The 25884-nt window shown below is 76.5% G+C and carries 22 protein-coding genes and 1 riboswitch; of the genes, 9 read left to right on the forward strand and 13 right to left on the reverse strand.

Annotation, left to right across the window (positions count from 1 at the left end; all coding sequences use genetic code 11):
• The first annotated feature begins 132 nt into the window (after nucleotides 1-132).
• Nucleotides 133-1119, forward strand: coding sequence for a zinc-binding dehydrogenase (locus BDZ31_RS09510; protein WP_183341438.1), 987 nt, complete (start codon nucleotides 133-135; stop codon nucleotides 1117-1119).
• A 182-nt stretch (nucleotides 1120-1301) separates the two neighbouring features.
• Here BDZ31_RS09510 and BDZ31_RS09515 read toward each other — a convergent pair whose 3' ends face one another.
• The 4 genes from BDZ31_RS09515 to BDZ31_RS09530 form a co-directional block, all read right to left on the reverse strand.
• Nucleotides 1302-3629, reverse strand: a complete 2328-nt coding sequence (locus BDZ31_RS09515) for an amino acid ABC transporter ATP-binding/permease protein (protein WP_183341440.1) — start codon at nucleotides 3627-3629, stop codon at nucleotides 1302-1304.
• Nucleotides 3630-3801: 172 nt separating this feature from the next.
• Nucleotides 3802-5574, reverse strand: a complete 1773-nt coding sequence (gene cydD / locus BDZ31_RS09520) for a thiol reductant ABC exporter subunit CydD (RefSeq protein WP_183341442.1) — start codon at nucleotides 5572-5574, stop codon at nucleotides 3802-3804.
• A complete protein-coding gene (cydB, locus tag BDZ31_RS09525) occupies nucleotides 5571-6917 on the reverse strand; it encodes a cytochrome d ubiquinol oxidase subunit II (protein WP_183341444.1) in 1347 nt (448 codons plus the stop codon). Before cydB ends, cydD begins: the two co-directional genes overlap by 4 nt.
• Before the next feature lie 12 nt (nucleotides 6918-6929).
• On the reverse strand, nucleotides 6930-8345 hold the full coding sequence (locus BDZ31_RS09530) for a cytochrome ubiquinol oxidase subunit I (protein ID WP_183341446.1): 1416 nt from the start codon (nucleotides 8343-8345) through the stop codon (nucleotides 6930-6932).
• Nucleotides 8346-8491: 146 nt separating this feature from the next.
• Here BDZ31_RS09530 and BDZ31_RS09535 point away from each other — a divergent pair, with 146 nt between their 5' ends.
• The 6 genes from BDZ31_RS09535 to BDZ31_RS09560 all read left to right on the forward strand — a co-directional run bounded on the left by BDZ31_RS09535 (nucleotide 8492) and on the right by BDZ31_RS09560 (nucleotide 18142).
• Nucleotides 8492-9730, forward strand: a complete 1239-nt coding sequence (locus BDZ31_RS09535) for a histidine kinase dimerization/phosphoacceptor domain -containing protein (RefSeq protein ID WP_221242969.1) — start codon at nucleotides 8492-8494, stop codon at nucleotides 9728-9730.
• Nucleotides 9711-10292, forward strand: coding sequence for an ANTAR domain-containing response regulator (locus BDZ31_RS09540; protein WP_183341450.1), 582 nt, complete (start codon nucleotides 9711-9713; stop codon nucleotides 10290-10292). Before BDZ31_RS09535 ends, BDZ31_RS09540 begins: the two co-directional genes overlap by 20 nt.
• Nucleotides 10293-10303: 11 nt before the next feature.
• Nucleotides 10304-11053, forward strand: a complete 750-nt coding sequence (locus tag BDZ31_RS09545; RefSeq protein WP_183341452.1) for an MOSC domain-containing protein — start codon at nucleotides 10304-10306, stop codon at nucleotides 11051-11053.
• 116 nt (nucleotides 11054-11169) lie between these two features.
• On the forward strand, nucleotides 11170-12735 hold the full coding sequence (locus BDZ31_RS09550; RefSeq protein WP_183341454.1) for an ATP-binding protein: 1566 nt from the start codon (nucleotides 11170-11172) through the stop codon (nucleotides 12733-12735).
• Nucleotides 12732-13493, forward strand: a complete 762-nt coding sequence (locus BDZ31_RS09555) for a hypothetical protein (RefSeq protein ID WP_183341456.1) — start codon at nucleotides 12732-12734, stop codon at nucleotides 13491-13493. Before BDZ31_RS09550 ends, BDZ31_RS09555 begins: the two co-directional genes overlap by 4 nt.
• A complete protein-coding gene (locus BDZ31_RS09560; RefSeq protein ID WP_183341458.1) occupies nucleotides 13490-18142 on the forward strand; it encodes a coiled-coil domain-containing protein in 4653 nt (1550 codons plus the stop codon). The genes BDZ31_RS09555 and BDZ31_RS09560 overlap by 4 nt, the downstream gene beginning before the upstream one ends.
• Nucleotides 18143-18289: 147 nt before the next feature.
• Here the strand turns inward: BDZ31_RS09560 and BDZ31_RS09565 are convergent, their stop codons facing one another.
• Complete coding sequence (locus tag BDZ31_RS09565; RefSeq protein WP_343075561.1) at nucleotides 18290-18691, reverse strand: RNA-binding S4 domain-containing protein; 402 nt, start codon at nucleotides 18689-18691, stop codon at nucleotides 18290-18292.
• Between the two features lie 37 nt (nucleotides 18692-18728).
• Nucleotides 18729-18815, forward strand: a riboswitch (ZMP/ZTP riboswitch).
• A gap of 31 nt (nucleotides 18816-18846) precedes the next feature.
• Here BDZ31_RS09565 and serC point away from each other — a divergent pair.
• Both serC and BDZ31_RS09575 read left to right on the forward strand, forming a co-directional pair.
• Nucleotides 18847-19974 carry a phosphoserine transaminase gene (gene serC, locus BDZ31_RS09570; RefSeq protein WP_183341459.1) on the forward strand — a complete coding sequence of 376 codons (1128 nt, stop codon included), beginning with the start codon at nucleotides 18847-18849 and terminating at the stop codon, nucleotides 19972-19974.
• Between the two features lie 208 nt (nucleotides 19975-20182).
• The gene (locus BDZ31_RS09575) at nucleotides 20183-20734 is read left to right on the forward strand and encodes a Cif family virulence factor (protein ID WP_183341461.1); all 552 of its coding nucleotides are present in this window, start codon (nucleotides 20183-20185) and stop codon (nucleotides 20732-20734) included.
• Nucleotides 20735-20741: 7 nt separating this feature from the next.
• On the opposite strand, the gene BDZ31_RS09580 is transcribed toward BDZ31_RS09575, so the two are convergent.
• The 8 genes from BDZ31_RS09580 to BDZ31_RS09615 form a co-directional block, all read right to left on the reverse strand.
• The gene (locus BDZ31_RS09580; RefSeq protein ID WP_183341463.1) at nucleotides 20742-22049 is read right to left on the reverse strand and encodes a type II toxin-antitoxin system HipA family toxin; all 1308 of its coding nucleotides are present in this window, start codon (nucleotides 22047-22049) and stop codon (nucleotides 20742-20744) included.
• A complete protein-coding gene (locus BDZ31_RS09585) occupies nucleotides 22046-22414 on the reverse strand; it encodes a helix-turn-helix domain-containing protein (RefSeq protein WP_183341465.1) in 369 nt (122 codons plus the stop codon). Before BDZ31_RS09585 ends, BDZ31_RS09580 begins: the two co-directional genes overlap by 4 nt.
• 167 nt (nucleotides 22415-22581) lie before the next feature.
• Nucleotides 22582-23136: a DUF1697 domain-containing protein gene (locus BDZ31_RS09590; RefSeq protein WP_183341467.1), complete on the reverse strand. Its 555-nt coding sequence runs from the start codon at nucleotides 23134-23136 to the stop codon at nucleotides 22582-22584.
• Nucleotides 23137-23140: 4 nt separating this feature from the next.
• The gene (locus BDZ31_RS09595) at nucleotides 23141-23539 is read right to left on the reverse strand and encodes a hypothetical protein (RefSeq protein ID WP_183341469.1); all 399 of its coding nucleotides are present in this window, start codon (nucleotides 23537-23539) and stop codon (nucleotides 23141-23143) included.
• An 89-nt stretch (nucleotides 23540-23628) separates the two neighbouring features.
• Nucleotides 23629-23970: a plasmid stabilization protein gene (locus BDZ31_RS09600; RefSeq protein ID WP_183341472.1), complete on the reverse strand. Its 342-nt coding sequence runs from the start codon at nucleotides 23968-23970 to the stop codon at nucleotides 23629-23631.
• A gap of 84 nt (nucleotides 23971-24054) precedes the next feature.
• On the reverse strand, nucleotides 24055-24729 hold the full coding sequence (locus BDZ31_RS09605) for a DUF6766 family protein (RefSeq protein WP_183342437.1): 675 nt from the start codon (nucleotides 24727-24729) through the stop codon (nucleotides 24055-24057).
• 94 nt (nucleotides 24730-24823) lie between these two features.
• Nucleotides 24824-25234: a hypothetical protein gene (locus BDZ31_RS09610; protein ID WP_183341474.1), complete on the reverse strand. Its 411-nt coding sequence runs from the start codon at nucleotides 25232-25234 to the stop codon at nucleotides 24824-24826.
• 93 nt (nucleotides 25235-25327) lie between these two features.
• A complete protein-coding gene (locus tag BDZ31_RS09615; protein ID WP_183341476.1) occupies nucleotides 25328-25849 on the reverse strand; it encodes an SRPBCC family protein in 522 nt (173 codons plus the stop codon).
• Nucleotides 25850-25884: the final 35 nt, after the last annotated feature.

A 25884-nucleotide genomic window follows, 5' to 3' on the forward strand; every position in this document is an offset into this window, starting at 1 on the left:
CGGCTCGCTCAGGGTCCCGCTCGGACGTCTTTCGGCGGCCCCGCAGTTGCCCGCCGCTCGCGCCTTGACTTCAACCGCGCTTGAACTCGTAGGGTGGCCCGCGCGATGACCTCGAACCGATCTGGAGTGTCCATGCACGCGATCCGGCTGCACGCCTTCGGCCCGCCCGAGAACCTCGTCTACGAGCCGCTCGCCCTCCCCGAGCCCGGCCCCGACGAGGCCCGCATCGCGGTCTCCGCGGCGGGGGTCCACCTGCTCGACGCGAAGCTGCGCGCCGGCGACGACGGGCCGCCCGGCTCGCGGCTGGAGCTGCCGCACACGCCCGGCCGCGAGGTCGCCGGCGTCGTCGACGCGATCGGCGCCGGCGTCGACGGCGGCTGGCTCGGCAGCCGGGTCGTCGCCCACCTCGGCGTCGCGCCCCGGCACGGCGGCTACGCCGAGCGGACGATCGCGCCGGCCGCGGCGCTGCACCGCCTGCCCGGCCACGTCGCCGACGACGCCGCCGTCGCGATGATCGGCACCGGCCGCACGACGATGGGGATCCTCGAGGTCGCCGAGCTGCGCGGCACCGACGTCGTGATCGTCACCGCCGCGGCCGGCGGGATCGGGTCGCTGCTGGTGCAGGCCGCGCGCAACGTCGACGCGTGCGTCGTCGGCCTCGCGGGCGGCGAGGAGAAGGTCGCCCGCGTGCAGGCGCTCGGCGCCGACGTGGCGGTCGACTACACGCGGCCCGACTGGGCCCGGCGCGTGCACGACGCGCTCGGCGGCTACGAGCCGACGGTCGCCTTCGACAGCGTCGGCGGGACGCTCGGGCGAGAGCTGCTGGGGCTGCTCGGCCTCGGCGGGCGGCTGATCCTGATCGGCTGGTCGTCGGGCTCGCCGACCGAGATCACGACCGACGACCTCTACGCCGGCGGCCTCACCGTCAGCGCCGCGCTCGGCCCGCGGATCATGCGCCGTCCCGGCGGGGTCCGGGGATTGGAGGAGGCAGCGCTCGGCGCGCTGGAGCGCGGCGAGCTGACGCCGGCGATCGACCGCTTCCCGCTCGCCGAAGCAGCCGCCGCCCACGCCGCCCTGGAGGGACGCCGGACGACCGGGAAGGTCGTGTTGGTGACGTGAACGGGCGGGGGCGGGGGCGCGGCGCGCGCGGCGCGGGCGCGAGCGCGGGCGCGGCGCGGCGCGGGCGCGAGCGCGGGCGCGGCGCGGGCGCGGCGCGGGCGCGGGCGCGGCGCCGGCGCGGGCGCGGCGCCGGCGCGGGCGCGGCGCGGCGCCCCTACCCGCGCATTGGCGTTCTGCACGTCTTAGACACGTGCAGAAAGCCAATGCTCCGCGGTCAGCCTCCGACCGGCGTCGTGGAGACGGCCGTCGCGGAGCTCGAGGACGCGGTCGAACGCCTCCAGGCCGGTCCGCTCGTGGGTGACGACGAGGACGGCGCGGCCGCCGGCGGCGCGGTCGAGGTCGGCGAGGAAGGCCTGCGCGGCAGGCGGGTCGAGCATCGCGGTGGGCTCGTCGAGCAGCAGGACCCGCGCCGGCGAGACGAGGCAGCGAGCGAGCGTGATCCGCTGCCGCTGGCCGCCGGAGACGGCGAACCCCTCCTCCCCGACGAGCGTCTCGATCCCGTCCGGCAGCGCCTCCAGCCATGCCCCGAGGCCGGTCGCCCGCAGCGCCGCCTCGACCTCGCGATCGCTGGCGCCGGGCGCGCCGATGCGGACGTTGTTCGCGATCGACGTGGCGAACAGATGCGCCTCCTGCCCCGCGAGGCGGACCCGCTCGTGCGCCGGCCCGTCGCCGCGCTCGATCGCCCCCTCGTCGGGCTCGGCGAGGCCGGCGAGCAGCTCGACCAGAACGGTCTTCCCGGCCCCGCTCGCTCCGATCACCGCAACCCGCTCCCCCGCCCCGAGCGCCAGGTCGAGCCCGTCGAGCACCACCGGCGCCCCCGCGCCTCCAGGGCGATGGCGAAGGCCGTGAGCCGCGAGGGCCGGGGCGCCTTGGGTGGCGTCGGCGATGCGCTCGCGCGCTCCGCTCGCCACGCCGCTGGCGTGTCCGGCGGTGGTCCGATCGGCCACGAAGGGAGGTCGCTCAGCGGCGGCGCGCTCGCTCGACGGCACGTCGGCGGACGCGACGGCGCGCGCCCCGCCCTCCGTCTTCTCGCCCCGGCGGTGCTCGACCGCGCCGCGCTCGCTCGGCGGCACGTCGACAGACGCGGCACGCGCTCCGCCCTCCCCCGTCGCCTCGTCCAGGCGGTGTCGGGCCTCGCCGCGCTCGCTCGACTGCACGTCGACAGACGCGGCGCGCGCTCCGCCCTCGCTCGTCCCCGCGTCCCGGCGGCGCAGGGCCGCGCCGCGCTCGGTCGGCGGCGTGTCGGCGGACGCGGCATGGCCCACCGCTTCGTCGAGGCGACGCTGGGCGGCGGAGACGCCGACGGCGCGGACGGCGGCCTCGGGGAGCGCGGTGACAGCCTCGAAGGCGCCGAGCGCGAGCAGAGCGAGTGCGCCGAGCCAGACCGGTGCGAGCCGGCCGTCGCTGGCGGGTCCGACCGCGACCGCGAGGACGGCGACCAGCGTCGCGCCGGAGATGAGCCCGCCGAGCGCCTGCGCGGCGGAGGCGGCGAGCGCGTCGCGGCGACCGATGCGCGAGAGGGCGGCGGACGCGCCGTCGAGCCGTGCGAGCCGCTCCGGCGCGCGCCCGGCGAGCGCCAGCTGCGGCGCGGCGTCGATCGCCTCGACCAGCTCGTCGACCAGCGCCGCCCGGGCCGCGCCCTGGCGCCGCAGCGCCCCACGCGCGGCAAGGTACGCCGCCGCCGGCACGACGGTCGCCGCGACGAGCAGCCCGCCCCCGAGCGCCAGCCCGGCGACCGGCAGGATCGCGGTCGCGAACCCGGTCGCCGCAAGCGCGGCGACCGCTGCGACCCCGACCGGCCACCGCACGCGCACGTCGCGGTGCTGCAGCTCGTCGACGTCGACGACGAAGCGGCTGAGCAGATCGGCCGCACCAGGCACCGCACCGCTCCGCACCGCCCCCGCCGCACCGCCCCGCACCGCGCCCGCGCCAGCCGCCGCACCGCTCCCGGCCGTGCCCGCCGCACCGCTCGCAGCCGCGTCCGCCGCACCGCTCGCAGCCGCGTCCGCCGCACCGCTCCGCACCGCGCCCACGCGCGCCGCCGCGCCGCTCCCGGCCGCGTCCGCCGCACCGCCCCGCACCGCGCCCGCGTGAGCCTCCCCGCCGCTCGCAGCCGCGCCGGCGTCGGCGACGAGCCGGCGGTACCAGCGGACGCGCAGCTCGGCGAGCTGGCGGAAGGCGGCATCGTGGGCGGCGATCCGCTCGCCGTAGCGGCCGAACGCGCGGACGAGGCCGAGCGCCCGCACGACGACGATCGCCGCGAGCAGCGCGAGCACCGGCGGCCGCTCGGCCGCGCGCGTCACCAGCCATCCGGACGCCGCCAGCAGCGCCGCTCCCGCGACCGCCGCACCCGCTCCGAGCGCGACGACGCGCACCGACGCCGGCAGCCGTCGCCACCCGCCGCCTCCACGCTCGCCGGCGCCGCCCACGGCTTCGACCCGCCACGCACTCACGCCGCCACCGCCTCGCTCGCCGGCACCGCCCGCGGCCTCCACCCGCGTCACGCTCATGCCACCACCGCCTCGCTCGCGGTCTCCACCCACCGCACGCTCATACCGCCACCGCCACGCTCGCGGTCTCCACCCGCCACGCACTCACGCCGCCACCGCCACGCTCGCGTTCTCCACCCGCCACGCACTCACGCCGCCACCGCCACGCTCGCGGTCTCCACCCGCCGCGCGCTCATGCCGCCACCGCCTCGCGGTCGCGGGCGATCGAGAGGACGCGGCCGTCGCGCAGCTCGACGACGTCGTCGCAGACCGCGATCACGGCGGGGTCGTGTGTCGCGACGACCGCGGTCCGGCCGGCCGCGGCGGCGCGGATGCCCTCGGCCGCGCGTGCGGCGCTGTCGGGGTCGAGGTGGGCGGTCGGCTCGTCGAGCAGCAGCAGCGGCGTCCGCGACAGGAGCGCGCCGGCCAGCGCCAGCCGCTGGCGCTGGCCGCCGGACAGCCCGCGCCCGCCCGGACCGACCACGGTCTCCACCCCCGCCTCCAGCTCGGCGACGACATCGGCCGCGTCGGCCCGCTCCAGCGCGCGCGCAAGCTCCTCGTCGCTCGCATCCGGCGCCTGCAGCAGCAGCGTCTCCGCCAGCGGTCCGCGCAGCAGCGCCGGCCGCTGCCCAAGCCACGCGACCTCCCGCCACCACGCCTCGCGCGTGAAGGACGTGAGCGGCACCGCCGCCCCCGCGCCGCCCATCCCAGTCGCCGCACCGGCCACGCCGCCCAGCGCCGCCGCGCCCGCGCCGAGCGGGCCGACGAGGACCTCGCCGGCGTCCGGCTCGCGCAGACGGGCGAGCAGCGCCAGGACCGTCGACTTGCCGGCGCCGGAAGCGCCGACCAGCGCGGTCAGGCGGCCGGGGGCGATCGTCAGGTCGACGCCGTCGAGCGCGGGCGGCCGGCCGGCGCCGCCGAGCACCGTCACGTCGCGCAGCGTCAGCGGCGCGGACGGGATGAATGGCGGTCTGTGTCCCTCCTGGGGATACAGACCGCCACTCGTCGGCTCGCCGACGAGGTCGAGCAGCTTGCCGGCGGCGGCGGCGCCGTCCTCGGCGGCGTGGTAGCGCTGGCCGGCGAGTCGCAGCGGCACGTAGACCTCGGGCGCGAGCAGCAGCACGAACAGGCCGGCCTCGAAGCCGAGCGCGCCCTCGGCGAGCTGGACGCCGACGACCGCCGCCGCGATCGCCGTCCCGACCATCGCCATCAGCTCCAGCACGAGCGCGGAGAGGAAGGCGACCCGCAGCGCCGCGACCGACTCGAGCCGGTAGCGCTCGCCGATCGCCCCGAGCGTCTCAGCCTGCGCCGCGGCGCGGCCGTGGGCGCGCAGCGTCGGCAGGCCGCGGACGACGTCGAGGAAGTGGGAGCCGAGCACGCCCAGCGCCTGCCGCCGCTCCGCGATCCGCTCGGCGCTCGCCTTCCCGACCAGCACCATGAAGACCACGACGAGCGGGAGCGTCAGCGCGAGCAGGATCGCCACCGGCAGGTCCCGCCAGCCGATCGCGACGACCAGCCCGAACGGCACGACCGCCGCCAGCGCCATCTGCGGCACCGCCTTCGCGTAGTAGTCGGCGAGCGCGTCGACGCCGTGGACGGCGGCGGTCGCCAGCTCGCCGCGGCGCGCCTCCTCGACCTGCCGCGCGCGGGCGGAGAGGACATGCGCCGCGACGCGCCGGCGCAGCTCGTCCATCGCGCGCTCCGCGGCGCGGCGGCCGAGCCACTCGGTGATGGCCGACAGCAGCGCCCGCCCGGCGAGCGCCGCCGCAAGCAGCGCGAACGTTCCCTGCAGCGCGCCGAGGTCGCCGCTCCCGAAGGCCGCGCCGTCGACGATCCGCGCGATCGCGGCCGCCTGCACGACGAGCAGCGCCGCGCCGACCACCCCGGCGGCGATCGCGCCGCCGAGCAGGAGCCGCGCGCGCGGCGCGAGGCCGAGCAGCCGGCGGTGGACCGCTCTTGCGTTCACCAGCCGCCGCTCCCCGCCCGGCCCGGTCCGCCGCCGCCCGGCGCCTCCCCGCCGCGCGCGTCGCGCCCGGCCGCGCCGCCGCCGCCAGACGGCGACCAGCCGCCGCCTGCCGAGCCCGTCGCGCCGCCGCCAGACGGCGACCAGCCGCCGCCTGCCGAGCCCGTCGCGCCGCCGCCAGACGGCGACCAGCCGACGCCGGACGAGCCCGTCGCGGCCGCCGACCCGGCCGCGCCCGCCGAGCCGGCCGCGCCCGCCCCGCCTCCGGAGCCGCCGTCGCCGCCGACCTTCTCCGCGACCCTCGCGATCAGGTCGATCGGGCTCGGCAGCGGCGCGCCGACGGCGGCGCGCGTCACGCGCTCGCGGAACAGCCAGTAGCTCCACGCCTGGATCGCCAGCAGCAGCGGGAGCAGCAGGCCGGTCAGGATCGTCATCAGCGTCAGCGTGTAGCTGCCCGCGGCGACGTCGGCGAGCGCCAGCCCCGCGCCGCCGTCGGCGCCGTTCAGGCCCGCCGGGAAGAGCGCGCAGAACCAGACCGCGACGAGCAGCCCGATCGCCGCGCACCCCGCCGCGAACGCCCGTCCGGCCCGCCGCGCGAGCGCCCCCGCGACCAGCACGCCGAGCGCGGCCGCGCAGCCGGCGAAGGCGATCCAGCCGAGCACGCCCAGCCCGCCGACGCCGATCGCCGTCCAGACCAGCAGCGCGCCGACGAGCAGCGCGGCGGCCGGAGCCGCGAGGCGCAGCTCGCGGGAAGCGCGCGCGCTCACCTCGCCGTCGGTCCGCAGCGTGAGGAAGGCGGCGCCGAGCGCGCGGCAGAGCGCGACGAGCGCGAGCCCGCCGAGCACCGCGTAGACGGAGACGATGTCGAGCGGCCCGCCGACCGCCTCCTCGCCGCGCAGCGCGACGCCGTGCAGCGCGGCGCTCCAGATCAGCCCCCAGCAGAACGGCGCGACGGTGCTCGCGCCGAGCAGCACGCGCTCCCAGCCGCGCCGCCAGCGCTCGTCGTCGCGCTTGCCGATCAGCTCGATCGCGGCATTGCGCGAGATCAGCGCCAGCAGCACGAGGAACAGCGGCAGGTAGAGGCTCGACGACCAGGCCGCGTACCAGCCGGGGAAGGCGCCGAACATGCCGACGACGGCGATCACGACCCACACCTCGTTGGCCGCCCAGGTCGGGCCGATCGCGTGCAGCGCGACGCGCCGGTCGTGGTGGTCGCCGGTGCCCCCGCGCACCCGCGCGATCAGCATCCCGACGCCGAAGTCGAACCCCTCCAGCACCAGGTAGAGCGTCCACAGCAGCGCGATCGCGACGAGCCAGATCGTCTGCAGGACAGTCAGGTCAGGCATCCCCAGGCTCCCTTAGTACGTGAGTGCGAGGTCGGAGGACGAGCGACGGCCGGCGGCCTCCGCCCCGGCCGGCTCGCTCTGCGTGTGCTCGCCCTCCACTCCCTCGCGCAGCTCGCGCGCGAGCACGCGGCCGGAGAAGAAGAAGGTCGTCAGGTAGAAGGCGAGGTAGCCGGCGAGCGACAGCCCGACCGCCCACACGCCGACGTTGGCCGAGTTGGCGACGTCGGTCTTCAGCAGCCCTTCGACGACCCACGGCTGGCGGCCGCCCTCGCGCAGGATCCAGCCGCCGGCCTGCGCCAGGAACGGCAGCGCGACCGCCGCGATCGCCAGCTGCAGGAAGCGCCTCGACCGCTCCAGCGTCCCGCGCCACAGCAGGAAGCAGCCGAGCGCCATCACGGCGATCATCGCGGTGCCGGCGCCGACCATCGCGCGGAAGCTCCAGTACATGAGGCCGACGATCGGCACGTAATTGCCCGGGCCGTGCTCGGCGACCGCCTCGGCCTGCAGCTCGTCGATCCCGCGCACGGTCGAGGTCGGCGAGAAGTCGTTCAGCAGCGACAGCGCCATCGGCAGCTTCACGTCGACGAGCAGGTCGCCGGGGTTGGCGGCGAAGCCGGCGAGCGCGAACAGCGACAGGCCGGCCGGGCTCTCGGTCTCGTACAGCGCCTCGGCGGCCGCCATCTTCATCGGCTGCTGCTTCAACGCCAGCATCCCCTGGAAGTGGCCGAAGGTGGCGGCGCCGATCGCGGCGACGAGCCCGATCTTCAGCGCCATCGCGGCGACCGGCTTGAACAGCTCCGCGTCGCGGCCGCGCAGCAGGTGCCAGGCGGCGACGGCGAGCACGATCACCGAGCCGGTCAGCAGCGCGGCGAAGAGGACGTGCGCGGTCGTCAGCCCGACGTTGAGGTTGAACAGCACCGGCAGCACGTTGGTCAGCTGCGCCTTGCCGTCGACCAGCTCGTAGCCGACCGGGTGCTGCATCCACGAGTTCGCGACGAGGATCGCGTAGGCCGACAGCAGCGCGGCGCCGGCGACGATCCACAGGCAGGCGAGGTGGAGCCGTCTCGGCAGCCGCCCCCAGCCGAACATCCACAGCCCGAGGAAGACCGCCTCGACGAAGAAGGCCGCGAGCCCCTCCAACGCCAGCGGCGCGCCGAAGACGTCGCCGACGTAGGCCGAGAAGCGCGACCAGTTCATGCCGAACTGGAAGGTCTGCAGGATGCCGGTGACGACGCCGACCGCGAACGACAGCAGCATCGCCTTGCCGAAGAACTTCGTCAGCCGCAGCCATCTCTCGTCGCCGCTGCGATGCCAGCGCGTCTGCATCACGGCGACGTAGATCACGAGGCCGATCGAGCAGGCGACGATGGCGAAGTGCAGCAGCGTCGTGAGGCCGAACTGCCAGCGTGCGAGATCGAGACTGTTCACATTGGGCTCCTGTCGCGGTCGGCCGCCTCGCGAGGCGGCGGATGGCGGGCGATCAGGACCCTGGCGACGGCGTCGTCGTGAACAGCGCGTCGGGTCCGACGATAGCAATGCGTACGCTGGAAGGCGTGACCCCCCGCCGCTCACCGATGCCCGTCGAGCACCCGCCCGCGGACGCCCGCCGCGAGGCGATGCGCGCCGGCCTGCTGCTCGGCTGGCTGTCGGTCGCGGCGGTGCTCGTCGAGCTGGCGCTGGGGATGCCGGTCCGCCACGAGACGGCCGTCGTCGCGCTGGCGCTGGCGGCCGCGATCGGCAACGGCGCGATGCCGTTCGTGCCGTGGGGCCGGCTGCTGCCGGAGCGCTACTCGGGTGCCGGCACGCTGCTCGACCTGTGGGCCGGCGCGCTGCTGGTCTTCGTCGGCGCGCTGGTCGTGCTCGCCGGCGCCGAGGCGCGCTTCGACCTGCTGCTGTTCCTCGTCCTGCCCTTTATCGCGGTCACCCACGAGGGCCGCAGACTGGCGGCGTGGCTGGCGGCGACGGCGATCGTCTTCGCGGCCGCGATGGCGCTCGCGCCGGCGCCGCTCGACGCCGGCGAGATCGCGCTCCACGCGGTGCTGCTGATCGCCTCCGCGACACTGGCGCTGGCGCTGGCGCGGGCGACCCGACGGACCGCCGAGGCGGCGGCGCGCGCGGCCGCCGCGGCCGAGCTGGAGCAGGCGCTGCTGGCCGAGTCCCACCACCGCATCAAGAACTCGCTGCAGACGGTCGCCGACCTGCTGCTGCTCGGCCGCCCCGAGGACGCGAGCGGCGGCGAGGCGTTCGACGCGACCGCCGCCCGCATCCGCTCGATCGCCGCGGTCCACCACCTGCTGGCCGGCGAGCGCGGCGGCACGGTCGCCGCAGACGAGCTGCTGCGCACGGTCGTCGCCGCGAGCGCCTCGCCGCGCGAGGAGGTCGTCGTCGTCAGCGACGAGCTGCGGCTCCACTCGGCGCAGGCGCAGCAGCTCGGCGTGATCGCCAACGAGCTGGTCGCCAACGCGCTGCGCCACGGCGGCCCGCCGATCGCGGTCGTGCTGGCGTCGGCCGGCGGCGGCGAGGTCGTGCTCGAGGTGCGCGACGGCGGGCGGGCCGGCGCCGTCTCGGCCGGCGCGGACGCCGCGAGCCGTGGCGGCTCGGCGGCCGGCGGGAACGGCGCGGGCGCTGGCGGCGCCGACGGCCGGCGCGCCCCGTCCGCCACCGCCGCGCCCACCGGCCTCGGCCTGACGCTCGTCAGGCAGATCGCCGAGGCCGGCCTCGGCGGCTCGTTCGCGCTCGACGCGCGCGACGACGGCTCGACCATCGCCGTCCTCCGCTTCAATGTGGCCGACCATGCGCATCCTGATCGCTGAGGACGACCCGGTCATCGCGATCGGCCTGACCGCCCGCCTGCGAGCGCTCGGTCACGAGCCGCTCGGCCCCGCCAGCGACGGCCAGCACGCCGTCGAGCTCGCGCGCGAGGACCCGCCCGACCTGTACCTGTTCGACGTCGACATGCCGCGCCTCGACGGCCTCGCCGCGGCGCGCGCGCTGAGCGAGGAGGGGCTGCGCCGGCCGATCGTCGTCATCACCGGCGTCGACGACCCCGACCTCATAGACCGCTCGATCGCGACCGGCGTATCCGCCTACCTGACCAAGCCGATCGACGACCGCGCGCTCGACGCCGGCATCCGCCTCGCCGCCAGCCGCCACGAGGAGTTCCGCGCGCTGGAGGCGGAGGTGACGAAGGCGCAGCAGGCGCTCGTCGACCGCAAGCTGATCGAGCAGGCGAAGGGGATCCTGATCACCGCGACGGGCGTCAGCGAGCCGGAGGCCTTCCGCCGCATCCAGCGCGCCGCCCGCGACCGCAACCTCAGGCTGGTCGAGGTCGCCCGCCGGATCGTCGACCAGCAGGCGCTGTTGGACGGCAGATAGCGGGGCGGGAGATGGCTCCGATCTGCTCGCCGGGCGACCGCTCGCCCGCCGCGTCCCACGCGCGCGGCGCCGCCCCGCTGGGCACCGTCCTCGCCGTCCACGCCGGCCGTGTCGCGCCGCTGCCGTGGACCGGCGGCCGCACGATCGCGACGGCGATCGCCAAGCGGGCGGTCGAGGGGGCGGCGCGGGTCGGGACGCTGGGGATCGACGGCGACGAGCAGGGCGATCGGCGCAATCACGGCGGCCCCGACCAGGCGCTCTGTCTCTTCCCCTCCGAGCACTACGACCACTTCGCGCGGCTGCTCGGCCGCCCGCTCGAGCGGCCCGCCTTCGGCGAGAACCTGACCACGGCCGGGCTCTCCGAAGCGGCGCTGTGCATCGGCGACCGGCTCCGGATCGGGACGGTCGTGGCGGAGGTGTCGATGCCGCGCAGCCCCTGCTACCGCGTCGGCGCCCGCCACGGCGAGCGGCGCCTGCCGCTGTGGATGGAGCAGAGCGGCTTCACCGGCTGCTACCTGCGGGTCGTGGAGCCGGGCACGCTGCGCGCCGGCGACGCGATCGCGCTGCTCGACCGCCCCCATCCGCAGGCGACGATCGCGGAGGCCAACCGCGTCAAGAACCGCGACCGCACCGACCTCCCGGCGATCGGCGCGCTGCTCCTGCCGCAGCTGGGCGAGCGCTGGCGCAGACGGTTCGAGCGCCGCCTCGCCGGCGAGCTGGAGGACCCGACCGCCCGGCGCGAGGGGCCGCCCGCCGGATGAGGTGCGATCTCTGGTCGCTGAGCGACCGGAATTCGCACCTCATCGCAGTGCGTCGCCGCCGCGGCCGGCCCCGCCGCGGCGCCGACCGCCCGGCCGGCTATCGTGCGCCGCCGCCGATGACGCTCCCCCCGTCGACAGCGCCCTCCGAGCTCCTGCCGCCGCGCGCCGGAAGCTCCTTCGACGACGCCGTCGGGCGCCGCTCGCGCGCGCTGCTGTACGCGGCGCGGATCGGGCACATCGAGGAGGCGCGGCAGCGCAGCCAGGACCGGCGGCTGCAGCCCTACCGCGCGCCCGAGCTGGCGCTCCACGCGATCGACGCGGTCGCGGTGCGGATGGACCTCGAGTCCGGCGCGACGTGGGAGCAGGCGCGCGACGAGGTCGCCGCCCAGGCGGCCCGTCAACATCCCGACGGCGACCCGGCCGACCACCGTCACATGGCCGAATGGCTGCTGCGCCAGCTGACCGACGAGCACGACCACGAGTGGCTCGACGTCAGCGGCGGCGAGGCCGTCCGCCGCACCCACCGCGTCTTCCTCCTCTACGAGACCGAGCAGGCCGGGCTCCACCACCTGCGCGCCCGCGACCAGGCGATCAACGTGCTGGTCGACGCGCTCGACCTCGACATCGACTCGGCGCAGCTCGCCGCCGAGGCGCGGCTGGAGCACCTCGTGCGGCGCGGCCGCCACGACGACGCCTACCTCGCCGCGCGCGACAGCCGCATGCAGTCGATCCGCTTCATGGAGCAGGTCCGCGACGACCTGCGCGAAGCCGAGCGCGACCTGCGCAGCGAGCACTGGTCCTCCACCGTCTCCCCCCGTCTGACCGCCGCGCTCGACCACATCGTCGAGCGGATCGGCGCCGAGGAGCGGCTGAAGGAGCTGATCCACACCGCCGCCGACCGCGCCGAGGAGGACGACTTCCGCTGGATCCCCCGGACGGTCGAGCTGCTCGACGAATGCCTCGACCGCCACCAGGCGCTCCAGCAGGTGATCGCCGAGGCGCGCGACACCTTCCTGCTGGAGCAGCAGCGCCAGCACCTGCAGCCGCGCGCCCGCCGCGCCTTCGCCCATCCGGTCAACGACGTCCTCACGCGCGTGCTCGCGCGCGATTGCGGCGCCGCCGACGAGCTGCTGGCGGCGGTCGAGACCGCGCTCGGCGCCCGCGCGCCGCGGCTGCTGAGCGAGTGGGCCGGCGTCGACCTCCTCGCCGTCGAGCCCTCCGCGCCGGCCGAGCACGGCACCGAGGTGGCCGCGACCGAGCTGGCCCCGGACCGCGAGCCGCTGCTCTTCTCCGCCGATCAGGTCGCCGCCGCCGGCGCGCTGCTGGAGCAGGTCGGCGAGCAGCCGGTCGCGCTCGCGAGGCTGGCGCGCAGAGCCGGCGACCCGGCCGCCGCGCACGCGCTCGCGCTGCTCGCGCTCGCCCACCGGTCGCCGGAGCTGGGGACGCTGTTCGGCCAGGGCGCGACCTCGGCGCTGCTGACCGTTCCCGCCGACCACGACGACGCGATCTCCTCCCCCGCGCTGGTGCTCCGGCGCGTGGCGCTCGGGCCGCCGATGCAGGAGCCTGCCGACGACGACCGCGAGCGGGCCGAGCCGGGCGAGCGCGGCCCGGGCAGCGCCGCCGCCGGCCGCGCACCCGGCGCCGACGCGACGGCCGAGGAGCCGCTGGAGGCCGCCGCGTGAGCACGCCGACCGAGACCGCCCGCGACGCCGGCCAGCTCGTGCGGCTGTCGCTCGCCGCCCGCTCCGGCCCGCTGAGCGAGGAGCACGCGGCGCTGGTCGCCCGCTACCTCGCCGAGCCTGCCCTGCGCAGCGCGACCGAGGCGACGATCGACGGCCTCGGGCTGCGGCTGGTCGACGCCAGCGCACAGGGCGGCCTGCTGCTGACCTCGACGGGCTCGGACTCGCCGTTCCGGATGCGGCTGGCCGACTTCTTCCCGCGTCAGACGACGAGCGTGCAGAGACGGATGCTGCTCGCCTGCGCGATGGTCGCCTCCTTCGTCGCCTTCTTCCCCCGCCCCGAGGACCTCGAGGACAGCAACGAGCGGCTGCGCCGTCGCGACGTCGACGACGTCGACCGGCTCGTGCGCGACGTCGCCGCGCGGCTCGACGCCGAGGCGAGAGAGCGCGGCGAGGAGCTCGACCCGCCGATCGACGAGCCCGACCTCGCGCGTGCCTGGACCGTCTGGCGCCAGACCTCCAACTCGAAGAAGACGGTCGACGGCCGCGAGCGCGAGGTCGGCACCCGCCAGATCGTCGTCCGCTGCCTCGACCTGCTCGCCGAGCAGGGCCTGCTGCGCACGATCGTCAAGGGCGAGACCTACGCCTCGACCCGCCGGATGCAGGCGATGGCGCGCGAGCTGGTCGGCTCGCTCGCGTGGTCGCAGGTCGCCGTCGCGCATCCGGGGACGCCGGAGCACGACGAGGAGGCCGCCCCGTGAACTGGCGCATCCGCCGCGCGCGGCTGGAGGCGGCCGGCCCCGCCGACGCCCGCTACGACGACGTCACGCTCTCCTTCGCCGCCGACGGCCGCGCGGCCCCCAACGCGGTCGTGCTGCTGCGCAACGGCGGCGGCAAGTCGCTGCTGCTCCACCTGCTGTTCAAGTCGCTGCTGCCGCGCCGCAGCGACGGCACGAAGACCGCCGAGCAGCAGCGCGCGGCGCGTCCGGTCGTGCTCCCCGGCGAATGCGCGACGGTCGCGATCGAGTGGGAGCACCGCGACGACCCCGGCCGCCTGCTCGTCACCGGCCACAGCTTCGAGCGCGGCGACGGCGAGGAGTCGCGCTGGATCTTCGAGCCCCACGACGGGATCCTCACGCTCGACACGCTGCCGCTGCGCGACGGCAGACGGCGCCGCACCCGCGCCGGCCTGATCAGAGCGCTCGACGCGCTCTCCGACGGGCACCCGCGGCTCGGATTCCGCGTCGTCGCGGGCGTCAGAGCGTGGGAGGACGAGCTGCTCGGCGTCGGCATCGACCCGGCGATCCTCCGCTACCAGGCGCGCCTCAACCGCTCCGAGGGCGGCGACGACGACGAGCTGCGCTTCAACTCGCCGGAGGCGTTCGCCCGCTTCGTGCTCCAGATGGTGCTGGAGGACGAGCCGCTCGCGAAGCTGCAGCAGCAGGTCCAGACCCACGCCGACCAGCTCGCGCGGCGCGACGCGCTCGCCCGCGAGGCCGACTTCTGCCGCGACGTCGCCGGGCTGCTGCAGGAGCTGGCGGCCGCGCATGCCCGCGCCGAGGAGAGCGCCGTCGAGCAGGCCCGCGCCGAGGCGGCGCAGCGGCAGCTGGCGAGGGTCGTCGACGCCGCGATCGACGCCGGGATCGAGCGGCTCGACCGCCTCCGCCTCCAGCGCGAGCCGCTCGACCGGCAGCGCCGCAGACTGGAGGCCGACGAGCGCGACCTCGACGGCGAGACGCGGATCGTCCGCGCCCGCACCGAGCGGCTGCTCTCGGACGCCGCCGAGGCGGCGGTCCGCGAGGCGGCCGACGCCGCTCGCGCCGCCGACGCCGAGCACGCCGCGTGGCAGTTCGTCGAGACGCTCGCCGCGCTCTCGGAGAGCAAAGGCGAGCTGGCCGGCCTGGCCGAGCGGGTGCAGGCGCAGGAGCGCGGCGTCGCCGACGCGCGCGAGGAGCGCCGCACCGCCGCGCTCGCGCTCGCCGGCGCGCTGCTGCACGCCGCCGCCGCGCTCGACGGCGAGGCCGAGACGCTGCGCGAGCGGCTGGCGCGCGCCGAGGAGAGCCAGGACGAGCTGCGGCGGGAGAGCGAGGAGCTGTCGCGCCGCGCCGGCGAGCTGAAGCAGCGCCGCGGCACGCTCGAGGCCCAGCTCGACAACTTCGCGCGCGCGACCGAGCGACTGCGCGCCGACGAGCTGCTCGGCGACGGCGAACGGCCGTCGGCGGCCGTCGAGCGGTTCGAGGCCGAGCGCGAGGACCTGATCGGCCAGCGCCACGACCTCGACGGCCGCATCGCGTCGCTGCGCGAGCGCCGCGAGCAGCAGACCGAGCGGCGCGAGGAGGCGCGCGCGAAGGCGGCCGAGCACGCCGCCGCCGCGCAGGAGCTGGAGCGCCGCCGCGACCAGGCGCTGGCGCGGATGCGCGGCGAGCTCGACGGCGCGATCCACGACGCGCTCGACGTGCCGGCGAGCTGGCAGCCGCTGGAGGAGCCGGCCGGCGCCGAGCTGGCGCTGGAGCGGGCGCGCGCCGCCGCCGACGCCCGCCGCGCGACGGTCGCCAACGAGATCGACGCCCGCGCCGCCGACGAGCGCGCGCTGGAGCGCGACGGTCTGCTGGCGGTCGAGTCCGACGTCGAGCGGATCTGCGAGGAGCTCGAGGCGATGGGGATGCGCGCGCTGCCGGCGCTGCGCCACCTCGCCGAGACGCGCGGCGACGGCGACCGCGCCGCGTTGGAGGCGGCGATCGCCGCCCGCCCCGGAGCCGCCGCCGGCATCGTCCTGCTCGACGGCGACCCGCACGAGGCGATCGTCGAGCTGCAGGCGGCGCGCGTGCGCCCGCCGCGCCGACCGCTGATCGTCGTCGCCGCCGCCGAGCTCGACGGCGCCGCCGCGACCGCCGCCGGCAGAAGACGCCGCAGCAGAGCGAGAAGCGGCGCGCCGGAGGGAGCGGCCGTCGTCCTCCCCGCCGCCGGCGCCTACGACCCCGAGGCGGCGGAGGCCGAGCGCGAGCAGATCGCGACCCGCCTCGCCGAGCTGAGAGCGGCGCGCGAGCAGCACCAGCGGCTGTCGGCCCAGCTCGGCCGGCTCGGCGCGATCGTCGCCGGCGAGGCGGAGGCGCTGCGCGGCCTGCTGCCGCCGAGCGGCCGCAACGAACGGCGGCTGCTGAACGCGCTCGCACGCGAGCTCGCCCGCCTCGAGGAACAGGCCGAGGCGGCGCGGACGCGCGCCGAGGAGCAGGAGCGGCTGCTGCGCGAGAGCGGCGAGACGCTCGCCGGACTGGAGTCGCGCCGCGTCGAGGTCGAGCAAGCCGAGCGCCGCTGCGAGCGGGCGCTGGAGCGGCTCGACGCCGTCGACGACCTCGACGTGCGCGCGCTGCGGGGCGAGTTCGAGCGGCTCGCCGCCCGCATCGACGAGCTGACCGCCGAGGCCGAGGGCGTCCGCCGCCGCCGCGACGAGACGATCCGCGACGCGAAGGGGCTGGAGGACCGGCTCGCGACGCTGGAGGGCGAGGCGGCGACGCTGCGCCGCCGCGCCGCCGAGCTGCCGCTCGACGGCCGCGAGCCGGTCGCGGCCGAGGGGTCGCTGGCCGAGCTGAGCGAGCGGCTGCTGGTCGCCGAGCAGCTGCTGGAGTCGCGCATCTCCGACGGCGAGCTGCGCGCCCGCATGGCCGGCGCCGAGGCCCGCGCCGCGCGGCTGCGCGCCGATCTGGAGCGGGCCGGCGAGGCGGTCGTCGCGCGCGCCCGCCAGCTCGCCGGCTCGACCGCCGGGATCGACCCGGCGGCGCTCGCGCGCGGCCAGCGCGAGGCGAAGGAGGCATACGAGCGGGCGCTGCGCGAGCAGGGCGAGGCGGCGACCGTCGAGGGCCAGGCGGCCGAGCGGCTCTACGCCGCCAACGAGGCGCTGACGCCGGCCGACCGCACGCGCGAGCCGCGTCTGCTGAAGACGCTGACGCCCAAGGACCCCGCCCACGGCGCGGCCCTGCTCGGCGAGCTGAACGAGCTGCGCGCGGCGCGCGAGGCCGAGGTCGCCGACAACCGCGCCAAGCTCGCCGACAGCGACGAGCGGATCGCGACCGAGGAGGAGCTGCTCGCCGAGCTGCGCGCCGGCCGCGGCCGCCTGGCCGTCGACGAGCGCGCCCGCGTGCGGCCGGCGACCGCGGCCGGCGCGGCGCGCGGCCATGCCGCGGCGGCGCACGGCGATGCGGCGGCGGCGCACGGCGATGCGGCGGCGGCACACGGCGATGCGGGTGCGACCAGCCGCACCGGCGCGCGCAGCGCCGCCGCGGCGGGGTCGCGGGCGAGCGAGCCGCGCGCGTTCGTCGGCGAGCTGCCGGCGTGGGTCCGGCGCCGCGACCGGATCCACGAGCAGGTGACCGAGGCGGTCGCGGCGGTCGAGGCGGCGACGCGCGCCCACGGCGAGTCGCGCCGCCTGCTGCAGGAGCGGCTGCGGGCGCTCGCCGACGCGGTCGCTGCCGCCGACGAGCGGATCCCCGCCGGGATCACCGCCCCGCTGCGCGCCGGTGAGGCGCTCGCGCCCGACGCCGCGCGGCTGGAGGGCGAGCTGCGCACCCGCGCCGGCGAGCTCGACCGCACCGTCGGCGAGCTGGAGCGCCACCGCCAGGCGCTGGTCGCGCAGCTGCTGGCAGTCGGGGCAGAGGGCGTCCGGAAGCTCGACCGTGTCGCCGCCGCGACGACCCTCCCGCGCGAGGAGGCGCTCGGCGCCTGGTCCGGGAAGCAGTTCGCGCGCGTCCGCCACACGGTGCTGACCGACGACGCCGCCCGCCACACGCAGCTCGGCCGCGTGCTCGACGCGGCCGTCGAGGGCAACGCGAGACGGCGCGGCCTCGACCTCGCCTTCGCCGCGACGATGGCGCTGCTGCAGGACGGCCTCGAGGTGACGGTGCTGAAGCCCCATCCCCAGCCCGACGGCCAGTACCACCCGATCGAGGTCGTCGGCCCGGAGTTCTCCGGCGGCGAGGAGCTGACGATCAAGCTCGTGCTGTTCTGCGCGGTGTCGGCGGTCCGGACCGCGGAGCGCGCCGGCCGCTCGGCCGCCGGCCGCCGCGCCGGCCCGCTGCTGATCGACAACCCGATCGGCACCGCCAGCCGCGAGTCGCTCGTCGACCTCCAGCTGCGCCTCGCCCGCCACCTCGACGCCCAGTTCATCCCGTTCACCGGGCTGGAGGGCGAGCTGAACGTGACCGGCCGCTTCGCCGCCGTCGTCGCGCTCACCAACGACAAGGACCTGCTCGGCGGCATGCGCTACGTCAAGCCGGTCGGCGGCGACGGCAGGGCGCCGATCCTGCCGCCCCGCCCCGACGACACGCCCGACGGCGCCGCGCTCGTCACCGCCGTCAGCTACACCCCGCGCGTCGACGTCGCCGCCCTCGCCGACGCCGCCCGCGGCGAAGGCTGACCCGCAGCCCACGGCCGCGCCACCGCAGCCGGCCGAGGAGTGGCGTCTTGGGGGTGCATATCACCCCCAGAACGCCACTCCCCGCTCGCGGCCCGCGGCACGGTGGGCGCGCGGCGCGGTGGGCGCGCGGCGCGGCGGGCGCTCGCGTCAGCGGCCGCGGCCGCGCAGCCGCTCCATCCGCCGGCGGTCGCGCTTGGTGGGGCGGCCGCCGCCGTCGGGGAGCTGCTGCTGGGCGGCGAGGCGGCGCTGCTCGAGCACCCGCTCGCGCAGCGCGACCGACTCCTCGGACTCCTCGTAGAGCTGCTGCGCGACCGGCGCCGGGCCGCGCATCTTCATCGTCCCGCGGATCGTCACGGTGGTCCGCAGCTCCCCGCTGCGGAACTCCAGCTCGTCGCCGGGCCGGACCTCCTTGGAGGGCTTGACCTGGGCGCCGTTGACCGAGACGCGGCCGGCCTTGACCGCCTCCGCGCCGAGCGCGCGCGTCTTCACCAGGCGCGCGACCCACAGCCATCTGTCGACCCGCTGGGGCTCGGTGAGCAGCTCGTGCACGAGGCGGATCGTAGCGGCGCGCCTCCGGTAGAATCCCCGAGGTCGCCGCGACTGGCGTTCACAGGTGGAGCACCACCGGGGACCGGCGACGTGGTTCTCTCCGCCGCGCGCCTGGGCAAGCCGTACGTCTCCCGATCCCGCGAGAGGACCTCCGCATGTCGAACACCGCCGCCGCCGTCACGATCCCCGAGGACCTGAAGCCCTCCGACGGGCGCTTCGGCTGCGGACCGTCGAAGGTCCGCCCCGCGCAGCTCGCCCGGCTCGCCTCCGGCGACGGCGCCGCCGTGATGGGCACCTCGCATCGCCAGAAGCCGGTCAAGAGCCTCGTCGGCTCCGTCCGCGCCGGCCTGCGCGAGCTGTTCCAGCTGCCCGACGGCTACGAGGTGATGCTCGGCAACGGCGGCACGACCGCCTTCTGGGACGCCGCCACCTTCGGCCTCGTGCGCGAGCGCGCCGCCCACCTCGTCTACGGCGAGTTCTCCTCGAAGTTCGCGAAGGCGACGAACGCGGCGCCGTTCCTCGGCGACTCGATCGTGGTCAGCGCCGAGCCGGGCGACGCGCCGGCGCCGGCCGCGCAGCCCGACGCCGACGTGATCGGCTGGGCCCACAACGAGACCTCGACCGGCGTGATGGTCCCGGTCGAGCGGGTCGGCGACGGCCTCGTGCTGATCGACGCGACCTCGGGCGCCGGCGGCCTGCCGGTCGACGCCGCCGACGCCGACGTCTACTACTTCGCGCCGCAGAAGTGCTTCGCCGCCGACGGGGGCCTGTGGCTGGCGCTGCTCTCCCCCGCCGCCCAGGAGCGGATCGCCGAGATCGGCGCCTCCGATCGCTGGATCCCCGACTTCCTGTCGCTGACGACGGCGCTCGACAACTCCAAGAAGGACCAGACCTACAACACGCCGGCGATCGCGACGCTCGTGCTGCTCAACGACCAGCTCGAGTGGATGAACGCCAACGGCGGGCTCGACGGGATGGTCGCGCGCACGACGGCCTCCTCGCAGCACCTCTACGGCTGGGCCGAGCAGGCGTCGTTCGCGACCCCCTACGTCGCCGACCCGGCGAAGCGCTCGCTCGTCGTCGGCACGGTCGACTTCGACGACGCGGTCGACGCCGCCGCCGTCGCCGCGACGCTGCGCGCCAACGGGATCGTCGACGTCGAGCCGTACCGCAAGCTCGGCCGCAACCAGCTGCGCGTCGCGATGTTCCCGGCGATCGAGCCCGACGACGTGAAGGCGCTGACCGCCTGCGTCGACTACGTCGTCGACGCGCTCCAGAGCTAGCCGCCGCGACCGCCCGGCGCCGCCGCGCGCGGCGCCGCGGCCGCACACTGAACCCGCGCGCCGCCGCTTCGCCGCACCGCGCCCGTCGCCCAACGCCGCCGCCACGCCGCCGCGACCCCCGCGCCGCCGCCTGCGCGCCACCTCGCCGGTGCGCCGGATCGGCGGCGCGGCGCTTGCTCGGCCGCGCCGTAGGGCAGATCTCTCGGCGATGGCCCGTCCCGCGACCGCCGCCGCGCTGCTCGCCGCGACCGCCCTCGCGCTCTCGCTGGCCGGCGCGACCGCCGGCTGCGGCGGCGACGGCGCCACGACGATCACCGTCCCCGACTCCGGGGAGCGCGGCACGATGCCGGGCGCGACGGTGCCACGGTCGGTCGACCCGGCCGACGAGCGCGCGATCCGCACCTGGGCCGACACGCTGCGGCGCGGCGACGTCGCCGGCGCCGCCCGCTCCTTCGCGCGCGGGAGCCGCGTCGTCAACGGCGGCCGGCCGCTGCTGCTCGACAGCCGCGCCGACGCGCTCGCCTTCAACCGCTCGCTGCCGTGCGGCGCGGTCGTCACCGCGGTCGAGCCGAGCGCCCACGGCTTCGTGCTCGCGACCTTCCGCCTCACCGAGCGCCCCGGCCCCGGCGACTGCGGCGACGGGACCGGCCGCACCGCGCGCGTCGCGGTGCGGGTCGACGAGGGCCGCATCAGCGACTGGATCCGGCTGGAGGAGATCCCGCAGACCCCGGAGGACGACGCGCCGGGCAGCCCGGCGTAGGCGACCCTCAGCCGCCCAGCCGCAGCCGGTGACCGCGCGCGATCCGGGCGGCGTCGGCCTCCGGCACGTCGGCCGCGGCCGCGAACTCGGGCCAGCGAGTGACCGCCGCGACCACCTCCGCGACGATCTCGGCCGCGCGGCCGCGGGCCATCGCCGCGCCGTCGGCGACCGCCCGCAGGTCGGCCGGCTCGAAGCCGTCGCGCTTGCCGTTGACGGTCATCTGGTGGCTGCCGACCCAGCGATGGCCCGGCTCCCACGCGTAGGTCAGGTCGAACGCCGGCGAGAGGCGCCAGCCGCCCGCGCGGTCCATCAGGAAGGCGATGTTCTTGACGTGGTCGTCCTGGTTGCGCGCGACGACGTTGAACGCCATCCGGCGGAACTGCTCCTCGATCGCGGCCATCCCGAGGCCGAGCCGGCGGATCGCCTGCAGTGCCTGCTCGTAGGAGTGGGCGCCGGCGAGGTTGTAGTCGTGGTGGCCGAGCGCGCCGAGCGACTGCATGTGCAGCTTGCCGCCGTCCGGGAGCCGGTCGAAGCGGCGCGTCATGAAGTGGCGGCGGCCGTTCTCCTCCAGCAGCCGGCAGGGGCTCATCTCGATCCCGGCCGCCCGCGCCATCAGCGCGTAGGCGTATTCGATCGCGCCGTAGCCGAGCGGATCCTCGAGCCCCTTGTCGCCGCTGCCGGAGACGCCGTCGAACTTCAGCAGCCAATGCTCGAAGCCGTCGCCGGGATGGACCTGGCCGGAGCGCACGACGCCGCTCTCCGGGTTCCAGGCGATCACCGCCTTCGCGCGGGCGCCTCCTGCCGAGGTGCCGACGCGCAGGATGTCGGCGAGCGCATGCTCGCGGGCGGGCCCGTCGAGCGACCCGCTCAGCGCCTCGCGACGGCTCAGCACCTCGGCCGCGAGCGCGACGAGCGCGCCGACCTCGAGCTCCCGCTCGGCGCTGGCCGCCGGGCCGCGCGACGGCGCGAACTCGAGCGCGCCCATCCCCCGCGTGCCGACGTAGCAGAGCCGCTCGACCGCGTCGAAGCTCTCCGGCGCGCGCCCCTGGCGGGCGAGCCACGCGTCGATCAACGCGTTGCCGAAGCGGTCGGGCAGCGAGTCGGCCAGGAGCCCGGGCAGCCCGCGGAAGGCGTCGTGGGCGAGCGCGGGGAAGGCGTACGGCTCAGTCCGCAGCGGCATCGCCAGCGGTGCCACCTCGATCCCGCTGCCCGCGAACTCGCGGTCGTACTGGAAGACGGCCGTCCCGCCGGGCGAATCGAGCGAGACGGCGCCGATCGCCCGCCCCCACAGCCGCACCTCCGCGAGGCTGCTCAAGCGACGTTCCGGTCGTCCGGCTCGTCGCCCCACGTCCACGGCCGCGGCGGCTCGTCGCGACGGGCCGCGGCCCTGCCGGCGCGTCTGCGCCGTCTGCCGTGCAGCTTGAGCTGCTCGATCGGGCTGGGAAGCGGCTCCGGCACGAGCGCGTCGAGCCGGTCGAGCATGCCGAGCGCGCGCAGCACGCGCACGAGGTTGGAGAGCTTGCTCTCCTCGCCGGCCTCGATCCGCTCGATCGTCCGCTTCGACAGCCCCGCCTCGGTCGCGAGCTGCTGCTGGCTGACGTTGCGCTCCAGCCGCGTGCGCGCGAGGCGCGCGCCCAGCTCGCGCAGCACCGCCCGGTCGCTGCTGTCTCCCGAGATCATGCTGTTCGCCACTCCTGTCGAATAGGCCGGGCTGCTGCCCCTGCATCGTCAGATATGACGACTTTACCAGCCCAACCCACCCGACGGTACTACTCGTCAGCCGTGACGAATAGACGCGAATTCGCGAGACTACTCGTCAGATACTGCGAGTTACACGGCCGAGCTGGTCACTCGGCCGCGTCGGCGAGCGCGAGCAACGTCGTGACCGTTCTCCAGTTGCGCGCGGTCGCGGCGACGCCGAGCCGCCGCTCGCTCAGCGCCTGCGCGAGCTTCGAGCGGCCGAGCCCCTCCGGGGTCCACAGGTACAGCTCGCGGCCGCGCAGCGCGAATCGCTCCGGCTCGTACGCGGCACGGTCGAGCTCCTCCAGCCGCCGCGGATCGCCCGCCTCCGCAAGGAAGAGGACGTGGTAGCGGGAGGGGTGGTCGGCGACGCCGGCGAAGGGATCGGCCGCGATCACCGCCGCCAGCTCGTCGCGCGTGCGGATCGTGACCAGCACGTCGAAGCCGAACGCCGCCGCGATCGCCCGCTCGATCCCCTCGCCGACCTCCGCGGCCGCGGCGTCGGGGTCGGCCGCCGTGAAGACGACGTTGCCGCTCTGCACGTAGGTTCTGACGGCGGTGTGGCCGAGGCCTTCGACCAGCTCGCGCAGCTGCGCCATCGGCACCTTCTTGCCGCCGCCGACGTTGATCCCTCTGAGGAGGGCGATCCGGCGGGCCGGCATCGCGCTACTCCGCCTGCCGGCCCAGCAGCGCCGCGAAGCGCTCGACGCGCCGGCGCTCGTCGTCGGGCAGCGAGCCGTCGGTCTCGACCAGCAGCGTCATCGCTCCGCGGTCGCGCGCCCACGTCCGCACGCGGTCGCTGAAGCCGGAGCCGATCCAGATCAGCGGCAGCGCGCCGGCGTGCGCGATCACCGTCTCGTCCTGCTCGGCCGCCGTCGGCTCGCGGCGCACGACCGGGACGGTCGGCTGGCCGAGCCTGTGGGCGACGGTGTCGATCCCCGCCAGGCCGCTGCCGTCGACGAGCAGGGCGACGTCGGCGTCGCGGAGCAGATCGGCGGCCCAGCCGTCGGGCGCGCCCTCGAGCGCGGCGGGCACGCAGACGAGGCGGAAGAGCGGAGCGTTCATGGCCGGGAAGCTACCGGCTGCGCGCGCCCGGGCGCCAGCCGCGCCGCGGGCGCCCGTCCGCCCCGCGGCGGAGGTCACGCCGCATCCGCCTACTTCTTCGCGTCGACCGCCCGCTGCAGCTGCTGCTTGTTCATGTTCGAGCGGCCCTCGACGCCGAGCTTTCTCGCCTCGTTGTAGAGCTGCTCGCGCGTCCGTCCGCGCGGTCGTCTCGTGCCGGAGCGCAGGCCGCCGCGCCGGCCGGAGGAGATGTCTCTTCTGGAGCTGCGCGACGCACGTCTCGACTCGCCGCTGCGGGCCCGCTCCTTGTTGACCGTGCGCGCGGCGATCTCCTCGGCGCGCGACTCGCTGCGGCCCTGTCTCTGCTCGGATTCCTTCACGTGCTCGTACTGGCGAGCGCGCTTCGTTCCCTTTCTCACGCCTCTCGGGGGCATCCGCTCTTCACCTCGCTCGGGTCGCGTGGACTGGACGGTCTGCCCGAACCACTACCCCGCGCACCGCGGCGCATGCGCGCCGCGTCAGCCCTCGACGCCGGTCGCCCCGTGGGCGGCGCCGACCGGCTTGGACTCGGGCGATCCACGCTGGCGCAGGTAGATCGCCAGCACGACCATCGAGCCGACGGCGAGGAACTCCGACTGCCAGTTCTGCAGCGTGCGATCCCAGAAGTCGGAGCTGCCGAGGTACTGGAGCCAGCTCAGCCCGTCCTCGCGGTTGCCGAACTGGGAGGCGTTGTAGGCGGCGACGCCGGCGATCGACTGGCCCAGCCACGACAGCAGCCAGATCGTCCCCATCGCGATCAGCAGCGAGTTGGAGTAGATGCGCGTGCGCAGGCCGCCGACGCGCGCCCAGCGCGGCGAGTCCTCGCGCGCGTGCGCCCCGACCAGCTGGTCGCGGTCGGACTCGGTCCCCGCCTTGTGCAGCTCCTTCGACTCCGGCGAGCCGCGCTGCAGCAGCCAGACCGTGCCGAGGATGAAGAGCGTGAACTGGAGGTACTCCGACTGCCAGTTCTCGAGCACGTCGACGGCGAACGACGAGGAGGTGACGTAGCGCCACAGGGAGATCGGCTCGCTGTTTGCGGCGAGCTGCTCGTGGTTGAAGGCGCTGTGGCCGACGAGCGCCTGCCCGACGAGCGCGCCGAGGAAGATCGCGCCGAAGCCGATCGCGAGGCCGTTGTCGCGCAGGAATCTCCGCATCCCGCCCCCGCTCATCGCGCCAGCAGCCCGATCGCGATGAAGTACGCCAGGCCGCCGAAGATCATCGCGACGTAGATGGCGAAGATCGCGCGCATCAGGCCTCCGCCTCGCACGTCGCCGGATGGGAGCGCGGGTCGCCGTCCTCGAAGCGGCAGCCGACCGCCGACAGCCGCCAGCCGTCGGGGCCCTCGTCGAGGAAGGCGACCTCGCCGTCGCGCAGCGCGACCTGCGCGGCGGTGATCGCGACCTGGACGCGCTCGACTCCGCCCTCGCCCAGCTCGAGCTCGCCGACGGCCTGCGGGCACGGCGCTCTCTCCTGCTGGACGAGCGACGAGCGGGTGGCGCTCGCGAGCTGGGCGCAGGCGAGCGCGCCGTCGCCGGCGGCGGCCGCCGCGTAGAACCGCTCCGTGACCGCGCGGGCGTCGTCGCGCGCCGCGCCCTGGCCGCAGCCGGCGGCGGCGACCGCGAGCGCCGCGGCGGTCATCGCGATGACGAGCCGTTGCATGGCCGTCTCGTACCCCGGAGCCGAGCGCGGCTCACGTCGCCGGAGCGGACGCGACGCCCGCCCCGCGCCGGCGGCGCGGCCGACTCCGCCGCGCTACCCCTGCGCCGCCCGTCCGCTGCGGCCGCCGATTGCGGCCTCGTCGTCGCTTCCGCGCGGCGGCAGCTCGCCCTCGGGGATCGGCTCCCGCCCCTCCGCGAGCGCCTTCAGCCGCCGCAGCGACTCGGCGTTGCGCAGCCGCACGAGCGGGTCGGTGAGCGGGTTCAGGAAGATCCGGCTGCGCATGTCGGCCGGGTGCTCGTCCAGCGCGACACGCGTGCCGGAGGCGCCGCGCGGCTCCATCCGCAGCAGCACGTGGGCGCGCGTCAGCGGCCGCGCCTTCACGAGCAGTCTCAACCTGTGCGGCGGGACGCTCTCGACGACCTCGGAGTGATCGGCGAGCGTCAGCGGCCCGACGCCGACGCGATGGTCGAATGCGCTCCCCGGCGCGGGCCAGCCGGCGTCGGCGCGCCGAATCGCGCGCGAGCCGACGACCCAGCGCGCGAACGAGCGCGGGTCGGCGAGGACCGCGAAGACCGCCTCCGGCGGGGCGTCGACCTCGATCTCGTTGTGCGCCATGGCGGCGCCCTGCCCCGCGCGGTCCGCGGCGAATC

The sequence above is a fragment of the Conexibacter arvalis genome, assembly GCF_014199525.1.
Taxonomy (GTDB): domain Bacteria; phylum Actinomycetota; class Thermoleophilia; order Solirubrobacterales; family Solirubrobacteraceae; genus Conexibacter; species Conexibacter arvalis.